The sequence below is a fragment of the Devosia sp. Z6_126 genome (assembly GCF_058133495.1).
The window spans coordinates 351995-369420 of record NZ_JBYUNO010000002.1 but is presented as its reverse complement, the minus strand read 5'-3'; the positions used below and the strand labels follow the sequence as shown (position 1 = coordinate 369420).

General features: G+C 63.3%; 17 protein-coding genes and 1 tRNA gene. 10 read left to right on the top strand and 8 right to left on the bottom strand.

All coding sequences use genetic code 11. The features are described from left to right. Positions 1-22: 22 nt before the first annotated feature. The 3 genes from fsa (at position 23) to AC3YOG_RS08725 (ending at position 2183) form a co-directional block, all read left to right on the top strand. Complete coding sequence (gene fsa / locus AC3YOG_RS08735) at positions 23-676, top strand: fructose-6-phosphate aldolase (protein ID WP_127752799.1); 654 nt, start codon at positions 23-25, stop codon at positions 674-676. 123 nt (positions 677-799) lie between these two features. Continuing rightward, positions 800-1876, top strand: a complete 1077-nt coding sequence (locus AC3YOG_RS08730) for an Mrp/NBP35 family ATP-binding protein (protein WP_489934779.1) — start codon at positions 800-802, stop codon at positions 1874-1876. 85 nt (positions 1877-1961) lie between these two features. Next, the gene (locus AC3YOG_RS08725) at positions 1962-2183 is read left to right on the top strand and encodes a DUF3072 domain-containing protein (protein WP_127752801.1); all 222 of its coding nucleotides are present in this window, start codon (positions 1962-1964) and stop codon (positions 2181-2183) included. Here the strand turns inward: AC3YOG_RS08725 and AC3YOG_RS08720 are convergent. The 5 genes from AC3YOG_RS08720 to AC3YOG_RS08700 form a co-directional block, all read right to left on the bottom strand. Continuing rightward, the gene (locus AC3YOG_RS08720; protein WP_489934778.1) at positions 2180-3757 is read right to left on the bottom strand and encodes a dipeptide ABC transporter ATP-binding protein; all 1578 of its coding nucleotides are present in this window, start codon (positions 3755-3757) and stop codon (positions 2180-2182) included. The genes AC3YOG_RS08725 and AC3YOG_RS08720 overlap by 4 nt on opposite strands. Beyond that, positions 3744-4589: an ABC transporter permease gene (locus tag AC3YOG_RS08715; protein WP_489934777.1), complete on the bottom strand. Its 846-nt coding sequence runs from the start codon at positions 4587-4589 to the stop codon at positions 3744-3746. Before AC3YOG_RS08715 ends, AC3YOG_RS08720 begins: the two co-directional genes overlap by 14 nt. Further along, on the bottom strand, positions 4586-5542 hold the full coding sequence (locus AC3YOG_RS08710; protein ID WP_489934776.1) for an ABC transporter permease: 957 nt from the start codon (positions 5540-5542) through the stop codon (positions 4586-4588). Before AC3YOG_RS08710 ends, AC3YOG_RS08715 begins: the two co-directional genes overlap by 4 nt. A gap of 21 nt (positions 5543-5563) precedes the next feature. After that, complete coding sequence (locus tag AC3YOG_RS08705) at positions 5564-7045, bottom strand: ABC transporter substrate-binding protein (protein WP_489890076.1); 1482 nt, start codon at positions 7043-7045, stop codon at positions 5564-5566. A 151-nt stretch (positions 7046-7196) separates the two neighbouring features. Next, positions 7197-10124 (bottom strand): histidine kinase dimerization/phospho-acceptor domain-containing protein, encoded by a 2928-nt coding sequence (locus tag AC3YOG_RS08700; protein ID WP_489934775.1) that lies wholly within the window; start codon positions 10122-10124, stop codon positions 7197-7199. Between the two features lie 253 nt (positions 10125-10377). Between AC3YOG_RS08700 and AC3YOG_RS08695 the strand changes: the two genes are divergently transcribed. Both AC3YOG_RS08695 and cfa read left to right on the top strand, forming a co-directional pair. Beyond that, positions 10378-10454: transfer RNA gene (locus tag AC3YOG_RS08695), tRNA-His, on the top strand. A 295-nt stretch (positions 10455-10749) separates the two neighbouring features. Then, positions 10750-11865: a cyclopropane fatty acyl phospholipid synthase gene (gene cfa, locus AC3YOG_RS08690; protein ID WP_489934774.1), complete on the top strand. Its 1116-nt coding sequence runs from the start codon at positions 10750-10752 to the stop codon at positions 11863-11865. A 39-nt stretch (positions 11866-11904) separates the two neighbouring features. Here the strand turns inward: cfa and AC3YOG_RS08685 are convergent, their stop codons facing one another. Next, the gene (locus AC3YOG_RS08685) at positions 11905-12258 is read right to left on the bottom strand and encodes a hypothetical protein (RefSeq protein WP_127752808.1); all 354 of its coding nucleotides are present in this window, start codon (positions 12256-12258) and stop codon (positions 11905-11907) included. Between the two features lie 76 nt (positions 12259-12334). Further along, a complete protein-coding gene (locus tag AC3YOG_RS08680; RefSeq protein ID WP_489934773.1) occupies positions 12335-13348 on the bottom strand; it encodes a glycosyltransferase family 2 protein in 1014 nt (337 codons plus the stop codon). A gap of 290 nt (positions 13349-13638) precedes the next feature. On the opposite strand from AC3YOG_RS08680, the gene AC3YOG_RS08675 reads away from it, so the two are divergent. The 5 genes from AC3YOG_RS08675 (at position 13639) to AC3YOG_RS08655 (ending at position 16617) form a co-directional block, all read left to right on the top strand. Further along, on the top strand, positions 13639-13875 hold the full coding sequence (locus tag AC3YOG_RS08675; protein ID WP_489934772.1) for a hypothetical protein: 237 nt from the start codon (positions 13639-13641) through the stop codon (positions 13873-13875). 115 nt (positions 13876-13990) lie between these two features. Further along, entirely contained in the window at positions 13991-14167 is a 177-nt protein-coding gene (locus tag AC3YOG_RS08670; protein ID WP_164854783.1) for a hypothetical protein, read from the top strand. A 115-nt stretch (positions 14168-14282) separates the two neighbouring features. Continuing rightward, on the top strand, positions 14283-14954 hold the full coding sequence (locus AC3YOG_RS08665; protein WP_489934771.1) for a 5-oxoprolinase subunit B family protein: 672 nt from the start codon (positions 14283-14285) through the stop codon (positions 14952-14954). Then, positions 14951-15859: a 5-oxoprolinase subunit C family protein gene (locus AC3YOG_RS08660; RefSeq protein ID WP_489934770.1), complete on the top strand. Its 909-nt coding sequence runs from the start codon at positions 14951-14953 to the stop codon at positions 15857-15859. The genes AC3YOG_RS08665 and AC3YOG_RS08660 overlap by 4 nt, the downstream gene beginning before the upstream one ends. After that, positions 15856-16617 carry a LamB/YcsF family protein gene (locus AC3YOG_RS08655; protein WP_489934769.1) on the top strand — a complete coding sequence of 254 codons (762 nt, stop codon included), beginning with the start codon at positions 15856-15858 and terminating at the stop codon, positions 16615-16617. The genes AC3YOG_RS08660 and AC3YOG_RS08655 overlap by 4 nt, the downstream gene beginning before the upstream one ends. 1 nt (position 16618) lies before the next feature. Here the strand turns inward: AC3YOG_RS08655 and AC3YOG_RS08650 are convergent, their stop codons facing one another. Then, positions 16619-17419, bottom strand: a complete 801-nt coding sequence (locus AC3YOG_RS08650) for an ion channel (protein WP_127752814.1) — start codon at positions 17417-17419, stop codon at positions 16619-16621. Positions 17420-17426 lie beyond the last annotated feature (7 nt).

Genomic DNA, 17426 nt, shown 5'->3' with positions numbered 1-17426 from the left:
ACCCAGACTCTAGGAGGAAACGATGAAGTTTTTCGTCGACACCGCGGACATCAATGACATCCGTGAACTGCATGAAGCCGGCCTGGTTGACGGCGTGACCACCAACCCCTCGCTGATTGCCAAGTCCGGTCGCGACTTCAAGGAAGTGATCAAGGAAATCGCGGCGATCACCCCCGGCCCGGTTTCAGCTGAAGTCGCCTCGCTCGAATATGAAGGCATGGTTGCCGAAGGCGAGCACCTTGCCAAGATCGCGCAGAACATCGTGGTCAAGCTGCCGCTGACGCTCAATGGCCTCAAGGCCACCAAGCACTTCGCGGAAAAGGGCATCAAGACCAATGTGACCCTGTGCTTTTCGGCCAACCAGGCGCTGCTCGCGGCCAAGGCCGGCGCGACCTATATCTCGCCCTTCCTCGGGCGCCTCGATGACCTCAATCTCGATGGCGTCGAGCTGATCGAGAATATCCGCACGATCTATGACAACTACCAGTTCGACACCCAGATCCTGGCCGCTTCGATCCGTACGCCCAATCACGTGACCCAGGTCGCGCTGATCGGTGCTGACGTCGCGACGATCCCGCCTGCCGTGATCCGCAAGCTGGCCGATCACCCGCTGACCAAGTCGGGCATCGACAGCTTCCTTAAGGATTGGGCCGGCACCGGCCAGTCGATTCTCTAACTATGCTTGGGCTCCGGATCATCCGGGGCCCGTTTTTTATCCTCTGCGATACCGGTGGTCGGCTCATGGTCGGCCGCAGCCATAGGGCAGGTGCGGCGCCTGCCTCATCCGTGAAAGCCTGACATGGCCGATACCGAACTTGCTGCCGCGGTGAAATCCGCCCTCGCTGCCGTCGAAATTCCCGGCGGCGACACGCTGGCGGGTTATGCCGGCCTTTCGGAAATCATCGTGACGCCCAGCGCCGTGGCCTTTGCCATCGCGGTGCAGCCAGGCATGGAAGCGGCCTTCGGGCCGGTGCGCGAGGCGGCCCAGCGCGCCGCACAAGCGGTGGCGCCGACGCGCAAGATCATGGTTTCGCTGACCTCGGACAAGGCGCCAGCCACCGGACAGGCCGCGGCACAGGGACGGCCGGGTCCTGCACCAAAACAGGCTGTGCCTGGCGTCAAACGCATCATCGCCGTCGGTTCGGGCAAGGGCGGGGTGGGCAAATCGACCACGGCGGTCAACCTGGCGCTGGCGTGGCAGGCCGAGGGACTGCGTGTCGGCATCCTCGATGCCGATCTTTACGGCCCCTCCATTCCCAAGCTCCTGCACCTCGAGGGCAAGCCGGCGGTGCGCGAGGATGGCATTTTCTCGCCCCATGATGCCTTTGGGCTCAAAGCCATGTCGATCGGCTCCATGCTCAATCCGGGCCAGGCCGTGGTCTGGCGCGGGCCGATGGCGACCTCGGCCTTGCGGCAATTGCTGCGTGAAACCGATTGGGGCGAGCTCGATATCCTCGTGGTCGACTTGCCGCCCGGGACGGGCGACATCCACATCTCGCTGTTCCAGCAGGCGGAAGTCGATGGCGTGGTGATCGTGTCGACGCCCCAGGACCTGGCGCTGATCGACGCGCGCAAGGCCATCGACATGCTGCGGCGGCTTAGTGTGCCGTTGCTAGGGCTGGTCGAGAATATGAGCTATTTCATCGCCCCCGATACCGGCAACCGCTACGATATCTTCGGCTCGGGCGGGGCGGAACAGGCAGCGGCGGAGCTTGAGATGCCGTTCCTCGGCGCCGTGCCGCTGGTGATGTCGATCCGCGAAGCCTCCGACCGCGGGGCACCGCCGGTCGTGGCTGATCCCAATGGTCCGGAGGCCGAAGCCTTCCGCGCCATTGCGCGCAGGATTCTTGCCGCTACGCCGTCGCTGCGCCACTAAACTGAGCGCATCCTTGCCCTAGGTTGCGGCGCCGGGAACGAGTTGCCAGCTAGAACATTAAGCGAACACCGGAACGGAGTTCGACATGTCCACGACCAATCCCAAAGTTGCCGACGCCCCCAATTCCAATCTTCAGAAGGACCCTGATGACTGGACCACAGGGGACGACCCGATGACGGGCGCCCAGGCGTCCTATCTCAAGACGCTAAGCGAGCAGGCGAGCGATCCCGATGCCTTTGCCGAGGATCTGAGCAAGGCGGAGGCCTCCAAGCGCATCGACGCGTTGCGCGAAAAGCTCGGGCTTTAAGCGAGGAGCGCGCCGGCCCCAAGCTCGGGCAGGCGAGCGCCGACCAACTCCTGCGTCAGGCGGTGCTGGGGGTGCTCGAAGATCGCCTTCGGCTCGCCCTGTTCAACGATGCGACCGGCCTCCATCACCATGACCCGGTCCGCCATGGCGCGGACCATATCGAGGTCATGGCTGATCAGGAGATAAGTCAGCCCGAACTCGGCCTGCAACCGCGCAAGCAGGTTCAGCACTTCCCCGCGCACCGACACATCGAGGGCTGACACCGGTTCATCGAGCACCAGCAGCTTGGGCCGGGTGACGAGGGCGCGCGCGATGGCGAGGCGCTGGCGCTGTCCGCCCGAAAATTCATGCGGGTAGCGCTCGAGCATTTCAGGGGACAGGCCAACGGCAGTGATGGCTTCGTGCAGGCGTTCAGTGCGTTGCACGAGGCCAAGTTCAGGCCGCAGCCGCAACGGCTCACCAACGGATTGCCCGATGGTGAGATGCGGATTGAAGCTGCCGAAGGGATCCTGGAACACCAGCGAAATGTCAGCCCGCAACGCCCGGGGCAGGTCGCGGCCGTGATAAGGCTTGCCGCCAAGCCGCACTTCCCCGTCGCTGGCACTATCTAGGCCGGCAATGATGCGGGCGAGGGTGGTTTTGCCGCAGCCGGAAGGACCGACCAGAGCCAGGCATTCGCCGCTGCGAAGCGTGAAGGAAACCTCGTGCAGCGCCCGCAGCGGCTTGGCCGCCCATGGCCAAAGCCCATTGCCGCGGTAGTCGCGACTGACGGCTGCAACCTCCAGCAGGGTTTCACCGAGCGGGGCACGGTTGGGGGCGACCACGTCGAGGCGTGACGCAGCCACTAGGCGACGGGTGTAGTCCTGTTGCGGGGTGCCCAACACCGCCCCCGTGGTTCCCTGTTCCACAACCACGCCGCGATGCATCACCATCACGCGCGAGCAAAGCGCCGCAACCGCCTTCAGATCATGGCTGATAAACAGCAAGGCCATGTGCCGTCGCTCGCAGATCTGGGCGATCAGTTCGAGCACGCGGCGCTGGGTGACGAGATCGAGCGCGGAAGTGGGCTCATCGGCAATCAGCAGATCAGGTTCACTCGCGAGCGCCATGGCGATCATGGCGCGCTGCCGCTGTCCACCCGACAACTGATGCGGATACCGCCGGGCGTGCTCGGGCAGGAGGCCGACCTCGGCCAAAAGCTGGGGCACGGCAGTTGCCGCACTCGTGTTGGCCTCGTTTAGTTCAACAGCTTCCTCGATCTGGCGACCGATGCGCATCAAAGGGTTAAGCGCGGTCATCGGCTCCTGGAACACCATGCCGAAGCGTTTGCCGCGCAGTCGCGCCATCGGGCGTTCGGCGGTGGGCAAGGGGGCGCCATCGAGGTGGGTGGTGCCTGTCGGTGTGGCGCCTATGGGGAGCAGGCCAGTTATCGCGAGGGCCGTCAGGGTTTTGCCAGATCCACTTTCTCCGATGATGCCAAAGCGTTCGCCCGGCTCCAGAGCAAAGCTAAGGTTCTTGACCACCTCGGTTTGGCCGAAGGCGATTGATAACCCCCGCACTTCAAGCAAGGGCATGCGCAGCTCCCTGGCGGCGCAGCCGCGGATCAAGCACGTCACGCAGGCCATCGCCGGCGACATTGATGCACACAACGATCAACACAATGGAGAGCCCCGGCACCAGTGTCAGCCAGGGATGAATCAGGAAGAGGCTTTGGGCATCACGCAGCATCAAGCCAAGGCTGGTGGCCGGGGGCTGGGTGCCGAGCCCGACATAGGACAGGCCTGCTTCTGCCAGGATGCCCAATGATAGCTGGATCGTGCCCTGAACGATCAAGAGGCTGAGAATATTGGGCAGCAAGTGTCGCCAAGCGATGGCCGCGTTGCCAAGGCCAGCGAGGCGGCCAGCGGCGACGAAATCCAGCGTGGCAAAGCTCAGGGCTCCGCCACGGGCGACGCGGGCAAACACCGGGATGTTGAAGACACCAATGGCAATGGTGGCATTGATGGCGCCCGGGCCAAACAGAGCGGTGATCAGAATTGCAGTGATCACGGCAGGAAAGGCAAACACCACATCGCTGAGACGCAGCACCAGCCATTCTACCGGACCACCCCATGCGGCGGCAGCAAGGCCTAAGGGCACGCCGATGCCGGCGCCGATCAACACGGCCATCGCCGCCACGACAAAGCTAGTGAGCGTTCCTGCCATGACCAGCGAAACCATGTCCCGGCCCAACTGGTCGGTGCCGAGCCAGTGGGCGGCCGTGGGACCAAGAAACCGGCGGCCGATATTGATCTCCGCGATGGAATAGGGCGTCCACCAGATCGAAACGAGGGCTAGCAGCGCAAACAGCAGCGTGCCGGCTGCGCCGAGGCGAAAGCTCCGGTTGGCAAAAAGGCGTTCGATCATGTCGCCACGCCTCGCTCGCGCAGGCGCGGGTCAACCAGGCCGTAGGCGAGGTCGACCAGCAACATGGTGAGGCTGACCGTCACCACCAGCACCATTACCGCGCCACGCACAAGGATCAGGTCACGCTCCGAGATGGCGGTGAAGATCAGGCGGCCCAGACCGGGCAGATAGAACACATTCTCGACGATAATAGCGCCGGCGATCAGGAACGCGAATTGCAGACCCAGAATGGTCAACACCGGGAGCATGGCATTGCGCACGCCATGGCGCCAAACGGCCTCACCCAGCGTCATGCCCTTGGCACGCGCGGTGCGGATAAAATCCTGCTCCTGGATGTCCACCAGCGCCGTGCGCATCACCCGCGCCAGGATCGAGGCCTGGGGCAGCGCCAGCGCCAGGCTCGGCAGAACCAGCGAGCGCATGGCAGCAAAGGGGTTCTCGTTCCAGGGCGTAAATCCACCGGGCGGCAGCCAGCGCAGGGCAACAGCAAAGACAAGGGTCAGCAACATGCCAAACCAGAAATTGGGGACGGCGACGCCCAACTGCGCCAGCACCATCAGCGCGGAATCGAGGGCCTTGCCACGGTGGCGGGCCGCAAGGATGCCGAGCGGCAGCCCGACCGCGACCGAAATGATCATCGCCGCGATGGTGAGGGGGAGGGTTACCGCGAGTCGCCCAGCAATCAGCGAGGCCACGGGAGCCTGCTGGGTGTAAGACTCCCCGAGATTGCCGTGCAGCATGCCCCAGAGCCACGCGATGAAACGCTGCGTTGGAGGAGCCTCAAGGCCCATCTGCAGGCGCAGATTGGCCACGGCTTCAGGGCTGGCAGTGATACCCAGGATAAAGCGGGCGGGATCGCCGGGCAGCAGGTCAAGCAGGAAGAAGATCGCCGTCGCCGCGAGCAGCAACGTCAGTGCAAACCCACCCAAGCGGCGCAGCAGAAAAACCATCATGCCGTGGCCGCCCCGGACGCCTTAGTCCACCCAGTGGATGGAGCGGAGCACCACGCCCTCGATCGGCGAGTTTGGCCACATGCCTTCGAGCTTGGCGTTCCACACGCCGGTCTTTGCCAGCTCGAACAAGTAGCCATTGACCGCATCATTGGCGAGAATGGTCTGGGCCTCGATGGCGAGGGACTTGCGTTCCGCCTCGTTGGTGGTGGCATTGAGCGTCTCGATCAGCGCCTGGAATTGCGGATTGTCGTAGCCGAAATAATAGTTGGGATCGGCATAGATGCCAATGTCGAAGGGCTCCACATGGGCGATGATGGAGAGATCAAAGTCCTTGTTGGTCAGCACATCTTCGAGCCACTGCGCCCATTCGAGGTTGATGAGTTCGAGCTTGATGCCGACCTCGGCAAACTGGCTGGCGAGGATCTGTCCGCTGACCTTGGCATAGTTCACCGGGGGCAGCTTGAGCGTGGCGCTGAACCCATCGGGATAGCCGGCTTCGGCGAGGAGCGCGCGCGCCTTTTCGGGGTCATAGGGATAGGTATTGGTCAGATCGACATAATAGGGATTGTGCGGGGCGAAGTGGCTGCCGATCGCCACGCCATAGCCATAGGTCGCCCCTTCGATGATGGCGGCGCGGTCAATGGCATGCGCCATTGCCTGGCGCACTTTGAGCTCGTTGAACGGAGCCTTGGCATTGTTGGTGGACAAGATGGCCTCGCCCTCGGTCGTGCCCACCAGCACCTTGAACTGCGGATTGCCCTCAAAGATCGGCAGCGCTTCGGCGGCGAAATTATTGGTGCCGTCGACGTCGCCCGCAAGGAGTGCATTGGTCATGGTGGCGGTGTCGCTGATAAACACGAAAGTTGCGCGGGTTATCGCCGGCAGCTCACCCCAATAGGGGCCATATTGCTCGAGCACGACGCGGCTGCCCTTGTCCCACTGGACAAAGCTAAAGGGGCCGGTGCCGATGGGGGCAGTGGCATTGTTCTCGGCGCTTTCGGGCGCAACGATGATGGCATCCCCACGCCCGAGATTGAACAGGAACATCCCGTCGGGGCGGCTGAGGGTAAAGGTGATGGTTTGGGGATCCTGGACCACAACGCTGGCGATGGGGGAGAACAGCGCCTTCTGAGCATTGATGCTCTCTGGCGCCAGCAGCCGGTCAAAGGTGTATTTGACGTCATCGGCATCAAAGCTGGTGCCGTCATGGAAGGTGACGTCAGGCTGGAGGATGAAGGTATAGGTCAGCCCGTCATCGCTGATCGTCCAGCTGCTGGCGAGGGAGGGCTGCACCGCGCCGGTCTGGTCGATCTGCGTCAGGCCCTCAAAGACGTTCTGATAGCCGATGTTGTCGATGGCTTCGGCAGCCCCTGCCGTAGGATCAAGGGTAGGTGGCTCTAGGGCGACGCCGATCCGGACTTGCGTCGAGGCAGCAAGCGCAAGGCTCGACCAGCTCATGCCAAGCATTGCCGCCATGCCCAGAATTTGTAGTCCCTTGCCCATGCTTTCGCTCCCCGTTGCGGCTCGGCCGCCTTGCATTCTTTTCTATAAGGCAGTGCGCCCGGCATGGCACCTAGGCAAAGGATGAAGATTTGCTGGTGTGACCCCAGCGCATGGCATGATCATCCACTGCCGGAGCGGTGCCGCGGCCCGCTTACTTCTCGCCGGCTTCGGCCATGGGCGCATCGACGAGGTCGGGGGGAATGCGCAGGGTGAACAGCAGCCCGTGCTCGCCAGCTGGGTCCACGGCCAGTGAGAAGGCGTTGACCGACAGCAGCGAGCGGGTGAGGGCGAGCCCGACGCTCGAGCGCACCGGCGCCACGGCCTTGCCGTCCCGGCCCACGCCATCGCGGAACACCACGAAACGTTCAGCCATGTCGACTGCTGTGTTGGAGCTATCGCGCACATGGATGGCGATGCTGCCATCGTCCTCCCTATTGGAGGAGATGATGACGGCGCCGCCCGCCGGGGTTTGATCAATAGCGCTGGCGAGCAGGTTCAGCACCGCTTGGGCCAGCGATGCCCGATCGGCCGTGACCTTGGGCAGGGATTCGGAAATCGCATTGCGCACGATCACCCGCGAGATGCCGGCCTGGTGGCGGATGCGCAGCACGCAGCTTTCGAGCAGTCCGGTCAGATCAATGCTGGCGCGTTGGGGCAGGTAGCGCCCATCGCGTAGGCGGGTGAAATCATCGAGTTCGTCCACCAGCGCGGCGATCTCGTTGCCGGCAGTGACGATATCCTGCGCATAAGTCTCGTGGCGCTCGGTGCCGAGCCGACCAAAGGCCTCCGAACGCAGCAGATCGGAAAAACCGATGATGGTGTTGAGTGGGCGGCGAATCCCCCGGCTGATCCGAGCCAGCAGCGCTGGATCGATATCGCTGGGCGCTCCGAGACGCGGCTGGCTGGTTTCACGCTGGTGCACAAAGCCGAAATAACCGGTGACGACGCCCGCCTGGCCCTGCGCAAACAGCATCAATTCGGCACCGGCGGAGGCGGCGCGCAGCGACAGGCAGGGGCGGGCCGATTCGGCAAAGCGCGCTGGCCGCTCGAGGAACGACCTCAGATCCGGGGTGTCGGCGCGGGCGACAAAGCTCGTCAGCGGCCGCCCCTGGAGCGACGCGCCTTCCTGGCCCAGCAGCGCGGCGGCGCGCGGGGACACGACGCTCAGCACGCCCGCGCGATTGGTTTCGAAGAACCCGTCGCCGCGCAAGCTGGCAAAGGTTTCTGCGAAGGCGCGCACTGCAGCTTCATGGCCAGTGCGAACTTCGGTGGCGCTCGCCGACAGCATGAGGGCCGGGCGACCCTGCCAGGAAATGGACTGCAAGCGTGCGGTCACCGGCACCAGCGTGCCATCACGCTGCACCAGATGGTTGACCGGCCCCGCTTCGTGACCTTCCGGTCCCGCGGCCGGGAACACCGAGGCCAGGCCGGCGGCGCGCAGGTTCTCCACCGAATCATAGCCCACCATCTCGGTGATGGCACGGTTGGCGAACAGCACTTGCTGATCACGGAACACGAGGATGCCGAGCGGCAGCCGGTTCAGCACCAGCGTTTCGCCACCCAGATTGATCAGTGCACCCGAACTGCTCGGTGGTTGGGCAACAGCGCGCTGCGCCTGACCCGAGGTCTCACCCATGCGGTCGTTCAGAATGCGCGAGAGCTCATCGAAGTTGTAGCGCGAAACGCGTTCCACCGCCTCAGGATCGGGGGCGCCCGGCGGCAGGATTTCCGGGCCATCCTCAGTCGCGGCATCGGATTGGGGCTCGGGAGTGTCATCGCCGTCGAATTCGGCAAGCTCGTCCTCGGCTGTGGACGCTAGCAACTGCTCCTGCGCGTTGTCCTCGTCCTCATCCACTTCCGGCTCGGGCTCATCGATAAAGGCGGCTGTTGGTTGCTCCATCGGCGCCGCCGATGCTTCGACCTCAATCGTCGCGGGGGTGTCCTGCTGATCTTCGGCCGCAGGGGCAGAAGCGGCAGCGACAAAGCCTGCGCCTGTCACCAGCCAGAGTTGTGGTGCAGCGCCGGTGACAACCGGGTCGCTTTGCAGCGGATCATCCGAATCGGTGAGCGGCGAGAACAAATCGGCGTCCGCACTCAACCGGTCGACCAGCGCCGATAGCCGGGTGCCCACGCCTGGCGCTTCTTCGACAGGCGGCTCGGAGGCGTCTGATGGCGTTACCTCTGGTTCGTTCTCGAACTCGGAAACCGCTTCCGAGGTCTCGGCGGCGCTGTCCTCGTCCTCGGCCTCATAGCCGCTCGGAGCGGCAGCATCGCTTTCGGTCGCCCGCCAGTTGTCGAGCTCGCGCTGATAGGCCGCATCATTGGCCTCGATCGCCGCGGCAATCGGGGCAAGCTCACCCACCTGGGGATCTGGTTCGACCGTTTCCTCGTCTTCATCAACCAATGCGACAGGCCGGAAGGGCGCCGTTTCCAGGACCACGCCGGGGGGCGGCAGCGGCAACCATGGCCGCGGTGGCAAGATAGGCCCTTGCGACTCAGCTGCGGGCAGTTGGGGCTCTTGAGCCTCTACCAGCGCAGCTTCCAGCTCGGGCGCCACAACTGAAAGCTCGAGCGACTCGGTGACCGGATCTGGCGAGGTCTCGGAGTCTATCGTCGTCGGCGGAGCAGCCGGCTCACTCGTCACGGCCATAGCCGAGGGTGCGGCCAGCGAATCGGCAGGGGCCAGGGCGGGTGCCGGACCGCTCGCCAACAAGATCTCGGCGTCGATGGCGTCAACCGCCACGATCAGCAGCATCGCTGCGCCTACATCATCGAGCAGCGGCGTTGTGGCGCAGGTCGCCGAGATCGGCTTTTCCCCAGCCAAGAACTGGATCCGCGCAAGACTGCTTCGACCGGTGGAGCCGAGTCGGATATTACGAGCTATCTGGCCCTTGATCGGTACTGGGGTGGGGCCGCGCTTGATGCCGCTTTTCTTGAGCTTGGCGCCAAACAGCGTTGCTGCCCGATTGTGCCAGATCAAGTGCAGCCCGTCGGCGGACCATAGCCAGGCCGGGCGGCGATCCTCGGCGTGTTGCAACACGCGGGCACCAGCTGGCGATGTGATCCAGTCGTCATCCATCGATAACCGCTACCCGTTGCATCTGTGCCATTTCGGTACAGTTCATTCTTGTTCGTTAAGTGTTCTTCAATATAGCGCCCCTCGCACCCGGTCCATAGCCGTGGGGCCGAGACCCCCCAAGAAACTTGGGCATGGTTAAGAGGAGGGGTGCAGAGGGGAAAGCTGCAAAAGAGCGCTTGTCATCAGCGACAAGTCGACCTATGTATCGCGCGCTTTCGGGACTCGCTTGGCGATGTACCCGGACAGGCCCATTGCCGCCTTAGCTCAGTTGGTTAGAGCGCTAGATTGTGGATCTAGAGGTCCTCGGTTCGATCCCGAGAGGTGGTACCACTCCTTCACATCCCTGCTGCCGCATGTTGCGCCCGACAGATCAAATCGGCGTCGAACTTGCCCGCTGCGGCGCCGGGATCCCAAACACCTTCCCATTGCCACCGAAGAGGCGGAAATCCCGCAGCAATGGCCCGATTTGTGTGCCCGAATCTTAACCATCGGTATCTTGCGATATATCATTGCGCCGCCTCGTAGAGCGGCATAGCATCCCCATGATGCACGCACGGCCTCGGGCCTTCTGCCCCCGGCATGGCGCGCCCTTTTGCTTTGTCCAACATGTGCGCGATGTGGCCAAATGGGTATGCGGAACAAAACCTTCATCTCCGATCTTCTGCAGCAACACGACATCCAGGTGGGAGGGCAGCGACCCTTCGACGTCACCGTTTACGACGAAAAGCTGTTTGACCGGGTAATGCTGCAAGGCACGCTCGGCCTGGGCGAGGCTTATATGGAGGGGTGGTGGGACGCTGCGGCGCTCGATCAGTTCATCTACCGACTGCTGGTGAACAACGTCAAAGCCAAGCTGCCGATCGACTTTGCCCTGATGTGGAGCATGCTAAAGGGCCGCATCCTCAACCTGCAGCGCCTGAAGGTGCAAGAAGTGGGGGAGCGGCATTATGACATCGGCAACGATCTTTACGCTGCCATGCTCGATCCACGCATGATCTATTCCTGCGGGTACTGGAAGAACGCCACCACTCTTGCTGAGGCGCAGGAAGCTAAGCTCGACCTCATCTGCCGCAAGGCGGGGCTGGAGCCGGGTATGCGCATTCTCGATATCGGCTCGGGCTGGGGCGGGTTCCTGAAGTTCGCCGCCGAGCGCTACGGTGTTGAGGGTGTTGGGGTAACCATCTCCAAGGAGCAGGCGAGTTGGGCCAATAGCCACACCGATGGCTTGCCGGTCGAAACCCGGCTGATGGACTATATGGCGCTCGAGGGAAAGTTTGACCGCATCATCTCGATCGGCATGTTCGAGCATGTGGGCTACAAGAACTATCGCCCCTATATGGAAAAGGTGCGGGAGTTGCTCGCCGATGATGGCCTGTTCGTGCTGCACACTATCGGCGGCAATCTCACCCAGTCGCATGGCGATCCATGGAGCGAAAAGTACATCTTTCCCAATGGCATGCTGCCGTCGCAAAAACAGATCAGTGAAGCCAGCGAGGGCCTCTTCATCATGGAAGACTGGCACAATTTCGGGGCGGATTACGACCGGACCCTGCTGGCCTGGTACGAAAACTTCGAGGCAGCCTGGCCCAGTCTCAAGGACAAGTATGGCGACCGCTTCTATCGGATGTGGCGCTATTACCTGTTGAGCTTCGCCGCCACATTCAGGGCGCGTTACACCCAACTCTGGCAGGTGGTTTATTCACCCAAGGGCGTGGTTGGGGGCTATTCCAGCGTCAGGTAGGCGGGGCAGGCTGGCCTCGTGAGTGAAAGGACTTGAATTTTACTGGCTGGGCAAATTGTCCAGCTCGTTGATCCCGGCCAGCAGTTTCCGAATCGATTCGATCTGGATGGTGAGGTTCTTGATGCGGGTATTGGCGCGCTCGGCATTGCGTTCGAGCTCGGAGATGGACTGCTCGTCGGCGGCGGAGCGTTCACCGAACTCGCCCAGCTGTGACAAGGAGGTCGCGGCGACGGCATAATCGCGCTCGCGGCGCCGCGTTAGGCCATCGCGTTCATTGATCGCCGCCTGCAGCTCGCCTGCAACGGCGCGGCGCATCCGCTCGATGCGCGCACGGTCCTGCTCCTTGTCGCGCTCGGGCGAGCGGGTCTGGAACATGCTGAAAGGAACTTTCATGGGTGCGGATCGCCGAAGACATCTGGAGCCGAGGTGAGTCTAGCTGCGCGCAGGCCCATAAAGCAAGGCGCAAAGGTCAGCGCGGCTCGGCTGGTGGCGCAGCACCCTGCCGGGGCAGCATCGTGCCGGGCAGGCTCAGCAACAATTGGGCATGGAAGCCCGCCGACCAGGCCAGTTGCATGATGGCGCCCGCGAGCGCCGCCGTGATGCCATGGAAGATGCCATGGTGGCTGGACCAGCGGCTGGCAAAAACCACAATCACCCCAGCCCAGGCCAACAGCGGCAGCGCCGCGAGCGGCGTGGCCGATGCGAATAGCGCCAGGCCAAGGGCGGGCAGCAGCAGGATGACCAGCCAGCGCCGCGCATTGGGCGGCTGGCGGTGCATCAGCGCCGTACGCGCCCGGCCGCGACCGAAATTGAAGTATTGCCGCCAGAGACGATCAAGGGAATCGCGGGGGAAATACTCGATGGTGAGGGGCGCGAGATAAAGGCGCCGCCCTGTGGTGGTGAGGCGCAGATCGAGTTCGGCGTCTTCGTTGTGGCTCAAGGTCTCGTTGTAGCCGCCAACGGCGAGGAAATCGTCGAGGAGGAACAAGGCATGATGCCCATGCTCCACCCATTTGCCGCCCGAGATGCTGCGATGCGCGGCGCCGCCAGTGCCATAGATCGAGTTCTGCGCTTCGGCGATGGCGATCTGCAGGGGCGCTTGCCCCACCGCTTTCATGCTCACCACGACCGAATTGGCTTGGGTCTGCCGTTGAATGGCAACGAGCTGGCTCACATAATCACGCGGATAGGCGGCGTGGGCATCGATGCGCACTAGAAAGCGGCAGTCCTGCCCGAAGAGGCGAGCGGCGAGGTTGACGCCGGCACTTTGCAGCCGCCGGGTATTGCGGATCAGGTGTACTTGCGGGGCGGCTTGAGCGATCTGCCGGACAATGGCCGCGGTTTCGTCGGTGCTGCCACCATCGGCCACCACAATGGTCATTGCCGCGGCGAGAGGGTCAGCAAGGAGCGAGGCAAGCACATCGGCGATGTGCCGGGCTTCGTTCAGCGTGGGAACAACAACGAGGACGCTTTCTCGCAACAATGTGGATCCACTGCCCAAAGTGATGCGCCTCGATCAGCTGTCGCTGCGCCTCCGGATGGGGTAAATGGAAGATTAACGGGCAACAAGAATCGCCCAATACGTACGGAGACCTCGCTAGGCCGGTGGATATCCGTGCTCATACGGAGGCTGCGCAGCGGATAACTTGCGGCGCCAGCGATGGTCGGTCCTGAGGGCAGGGACAAGCCGACTCGCCCCTGCCGGCAAGTCTCGTCTTGCCCCGGCGGGGCCTGCAGTAGTAGGACGGCGCGAACCAACACGCCGAGGATCACGTGAGCAGACGCGACTTTGATGCATCGATCATGCGCCGGCTGCGGCGGGTTGCCGGACGGCACGGGCTGACCATTCTGACGGCCGAAAAGCTCACCGCCAAAATGGGCAAGGGCGGCCATGCGCTGCGCGACGACGAGAGCTTCAACGTGGTCTACGGGCACGTCCCGCTGCCGTTCACCGCGACCCTGGCCGATATCGAGGCTTATCTCGACAAGCTCGATGCGGGCGAAGAGTAAGTCTGGCTGACCTTGCTGGCAACCGGCCTATGCGCCCTCATCGGCGAATTTGCATTATTTATTCTGTAACATGAATCGAAGCACACTCCCTTCATTGGCTACTTTGGAGGCGCGTATGTTCACTCTAATAAACGCCGACGCAGAGGACGACGACGCGGAAATCACCGACCCCCAGGAAATTGCCGAGCTGTTTGCCGCTATTGCAGCCGTGGCCATCGAGGCCATCGGGGCAGGGCAAGCCCGCCAGCTCTTTGATGCAGTTGTCGAACAGGAGGGCCGCGATCCCAACTAGCTCTCCCACTTTCAGCCCTTATCACTGACCACGCCGCGCGAGCGGGCGCTCAGGTAGCGATCGGCAAATGGTTCTGCTAAGGCGGGACCATCGCCAATCAGGGACTTTGTGCGCCATGTCTGACGCAGGCCTGCCACGGGTCAAGCCCACCATCTTGCCGCTCGGTGACGCCGCAGTGCTGGTGCGTTTTGCCACGAGCTTAAGCGAAAGCGCCAACAATGCTGCGGTAGCGCTGGCGCGCCTGCTTGGGTGGCAGCCGGTGCCAGGGGTAGTCGAAATCACGCCCAATCTGGTGTCGGTGCTGGTGCGGTATGATCCCGCGCTCACCGACCCTGGGCAGCTGGCCGGTGAACTGCGGTTGCGGCTGGCCGGGTTGGACAATGCAGCGGAATCAGGGGAGCAGCACAAGATCAAGGTGCGCTTCGGCGGCGCGGCTGGCCCCGACCTGCCAGAGGTCGCGGCCCTGCTCGGCATGGAGGCGGACGCCTTTGTGCAAGCCCATAACCGGGCACCACTGCGGGTGCTGGCGACCGGTTTCGCGCCGGGCTTTGTGTATTGTGGTTTTCACGGCTCCGAACTGGTGCTGCCGCGGCGCACGGCAGTGCGGCGCGCCGTGCCCGCCGGTAGCGTGCTGTTTGCGGCCGGGCAGACCGCCATTGCCGCCACGGAAATCCCGACGGGCTGGCACGTGATTGGCCGCACCGAGTTTCGCAATTTCGACGCCGCCGCCGCAGCGCCAACGCGGCTTGCGGCTGGCGACGCGATTCAGTTCGAGGCCCAAGCGTGAGCGCCACCATTACGATTCTCCGGGCGGGGCCGCTCACGACCATCCAGGACGAGGGCCGCTCTGGCTTGCTGGCCAGCGGGATCAGTGCGTCGGGACCAATGGACACGGCCGGGTTTGCGTTGGCAGCGGACATGTTGGGCGTCCAAGCGCTTGGGGGCATCGAGTTCACCATGGCGGGGCTCGAACTGGCCGCGACTGCCGGCTCCTGCCGCATCGGCTTTGCCGGCGGTGCTTTTACGGTGCGTCACAACGGCGAACCGGTGAATTGGCCCGGAACGGTGTTGCTGCAAGCGGGCGACCGGCTGGCGATCACGCCCGGCGGCGCGGGGAACTATGGCTATCTTCGCTTCGATGGAGACCTGCAACTGCCGGCAGTGCTTGGTAGCCTAGCTACCAACAGCCGCGCGCAATTGGGGGGATTGGCCGGGCGGCCGCTGCAGGCCGGTGATCGCTTGGAGCTTGGAGTGGGGGCCAGCGGAGCACCGAGACTGCAGCGGTCAACGCCAGTGCCCGCCGAGAGCGCCTTTCGTGTGGTCTGGGGCATCCATGCCGACCTGTTCTCGCCCCAAACACGGCAGGCCTTTGTTGGGGGGCGCTTCGAGGTCACCCGACAAATGGACCGAATGGGCGTGCGCTTGCGCGATGCCGAGAGGGTTTTTGCCGGTGCGGGCGCGCTATCGCTGGTGTCTGACGCGATTGTTCCGGGCGATATCCAGATCCTGGGCGATGGCACGCCGATCGTGCTGATGCGCGATCATCAGCCCACGGGCGGCTATCCTCGCATTGCGACGGTAATCTCGGCCGATCTGGATCGGTTCGCGCAACAGCGCCCCGGAACCACAATTGCATTCCAACCAGTCACTGTCGAACATGCCCATCGTTTGCTGCGCGGAGAAACGCCATGATCTCGATTGATCTCAATGCCGATCTTGGCGAAGGCATGGGCGGTGATGATGCGCTGCTCGCGATCGTCTCGAGTGCTTCGATCGCCTGTGGCGGCCATGCGGGGGATGCCACCACCATCCGCCATGTCCTGGAGCTGTGCAAGGCGCGGGGCATCAGGGCTGGGGCTCATCCCGGCTATGCTGATCCGGCGCGGTTTGGCCGCTTGCGGATGGATATTTCCGCCGAGGAACTGCTCGGCCAGATCAGCACGCAGATGCAGCTGATCCGCTCCGTTGCCGAGGATGTGGGCGCTGAACTGGCCTATGTGAAACTGCATGGCGCACTGGCCAACCAGACCGCGGAAGACCTTGAGCTTGCAACGCAGGTGTTCGGGGCGATCAAAGCAACGGACCCTCAACTGGCAGTGCTGGCGCTCGACAACAGCCAACAGGTGCGGGCCGCCGAGGGGCTTGGTTTGCCCCTGATTCGGGAAGCCTATGCGGACCGTGCCTATACGCCTGCAGGGATGCTGGTGTCGCGCTCGGAGACCGGAGCGGTGATCCATGAGCCGGACGCCGTAATCACGCGTTGCCTGCGGCTGGCCCTGGCCGGCGAGATTGTCGCCATTGATGGAACAGTGCTGACCTCGTCGGCGCGCTCGATCTGCCTGCATGGCGACACGCCCGGGGCGGTGGAGCTGGGGCGGGCCGTGCGGCTGGCGCTGGAAGCCGCAGGGGTCACCATTGCCGCCCAGCTACCCGAACAACAGCCAGCCTAGGTCAGAAGTGGCCACTGTCGGGGATGTTAAGAATATGCCCGCAAGCCTTGCAGTGAACCGCATCGGGATCGTGCCGCTGCAGCCCGCATTGCGGACAGGGGAAATGCACCTTGTTGGGGCGAAAGATCGCCTGCGCCAGGCGCACGAACAATGAGATACCGACGAACATGATGACGATGGAAACGAGCTTTCCCGTCGTGCCGGGCAGGGTGATATCGCCAAAGCCCGTGGTCGTGATCGTGGTGACGGTGAAATAAAGCGCGTCCACATAGCCGGCGATCCCGCCGCCCCGGCCGGCAAACACGGTATAAACAAAGCCGGTGACCACAAACAGGAACACCAGCAGGTTGATCACCGCCTGGATGGTTTCCTGATATTGGGCCAATCCCCGCTTGCGGAGCGGCCGCCAGAAGACGGTGCTGCGGGTCAAGGTCCACAGGCGCATGATGCGCAAAAAGCCAAGATTGAAGAACCAGGTGGGCGCCAGGAGCGTCAGCAGGATGAAGATGTCGATAATCACCGGCAATTGGCGCAGCCAGCGGGTAAAGTTGTTGGTGGCCAGCGCGCGGGCGATGATGTCCAGCCCCAGCAAGGCGGCGATGGAATAATCCAGCCACAGAAAGGCATCCTGATCCCGGATCAGGGGAGAGGCGATGAAAAAGCCGATGATCGCCAGGTCCACCACCAGCACAAGATACTGAAAGCGAACCGCCGCTGGCGACTGACCGTGATACAAGACGCGCAGCGTCGAGCGCAGGCGCGTAAAGCCGCTCCGCTTGGAGGCTCGGTCGGGCTGATCCATGTCATCG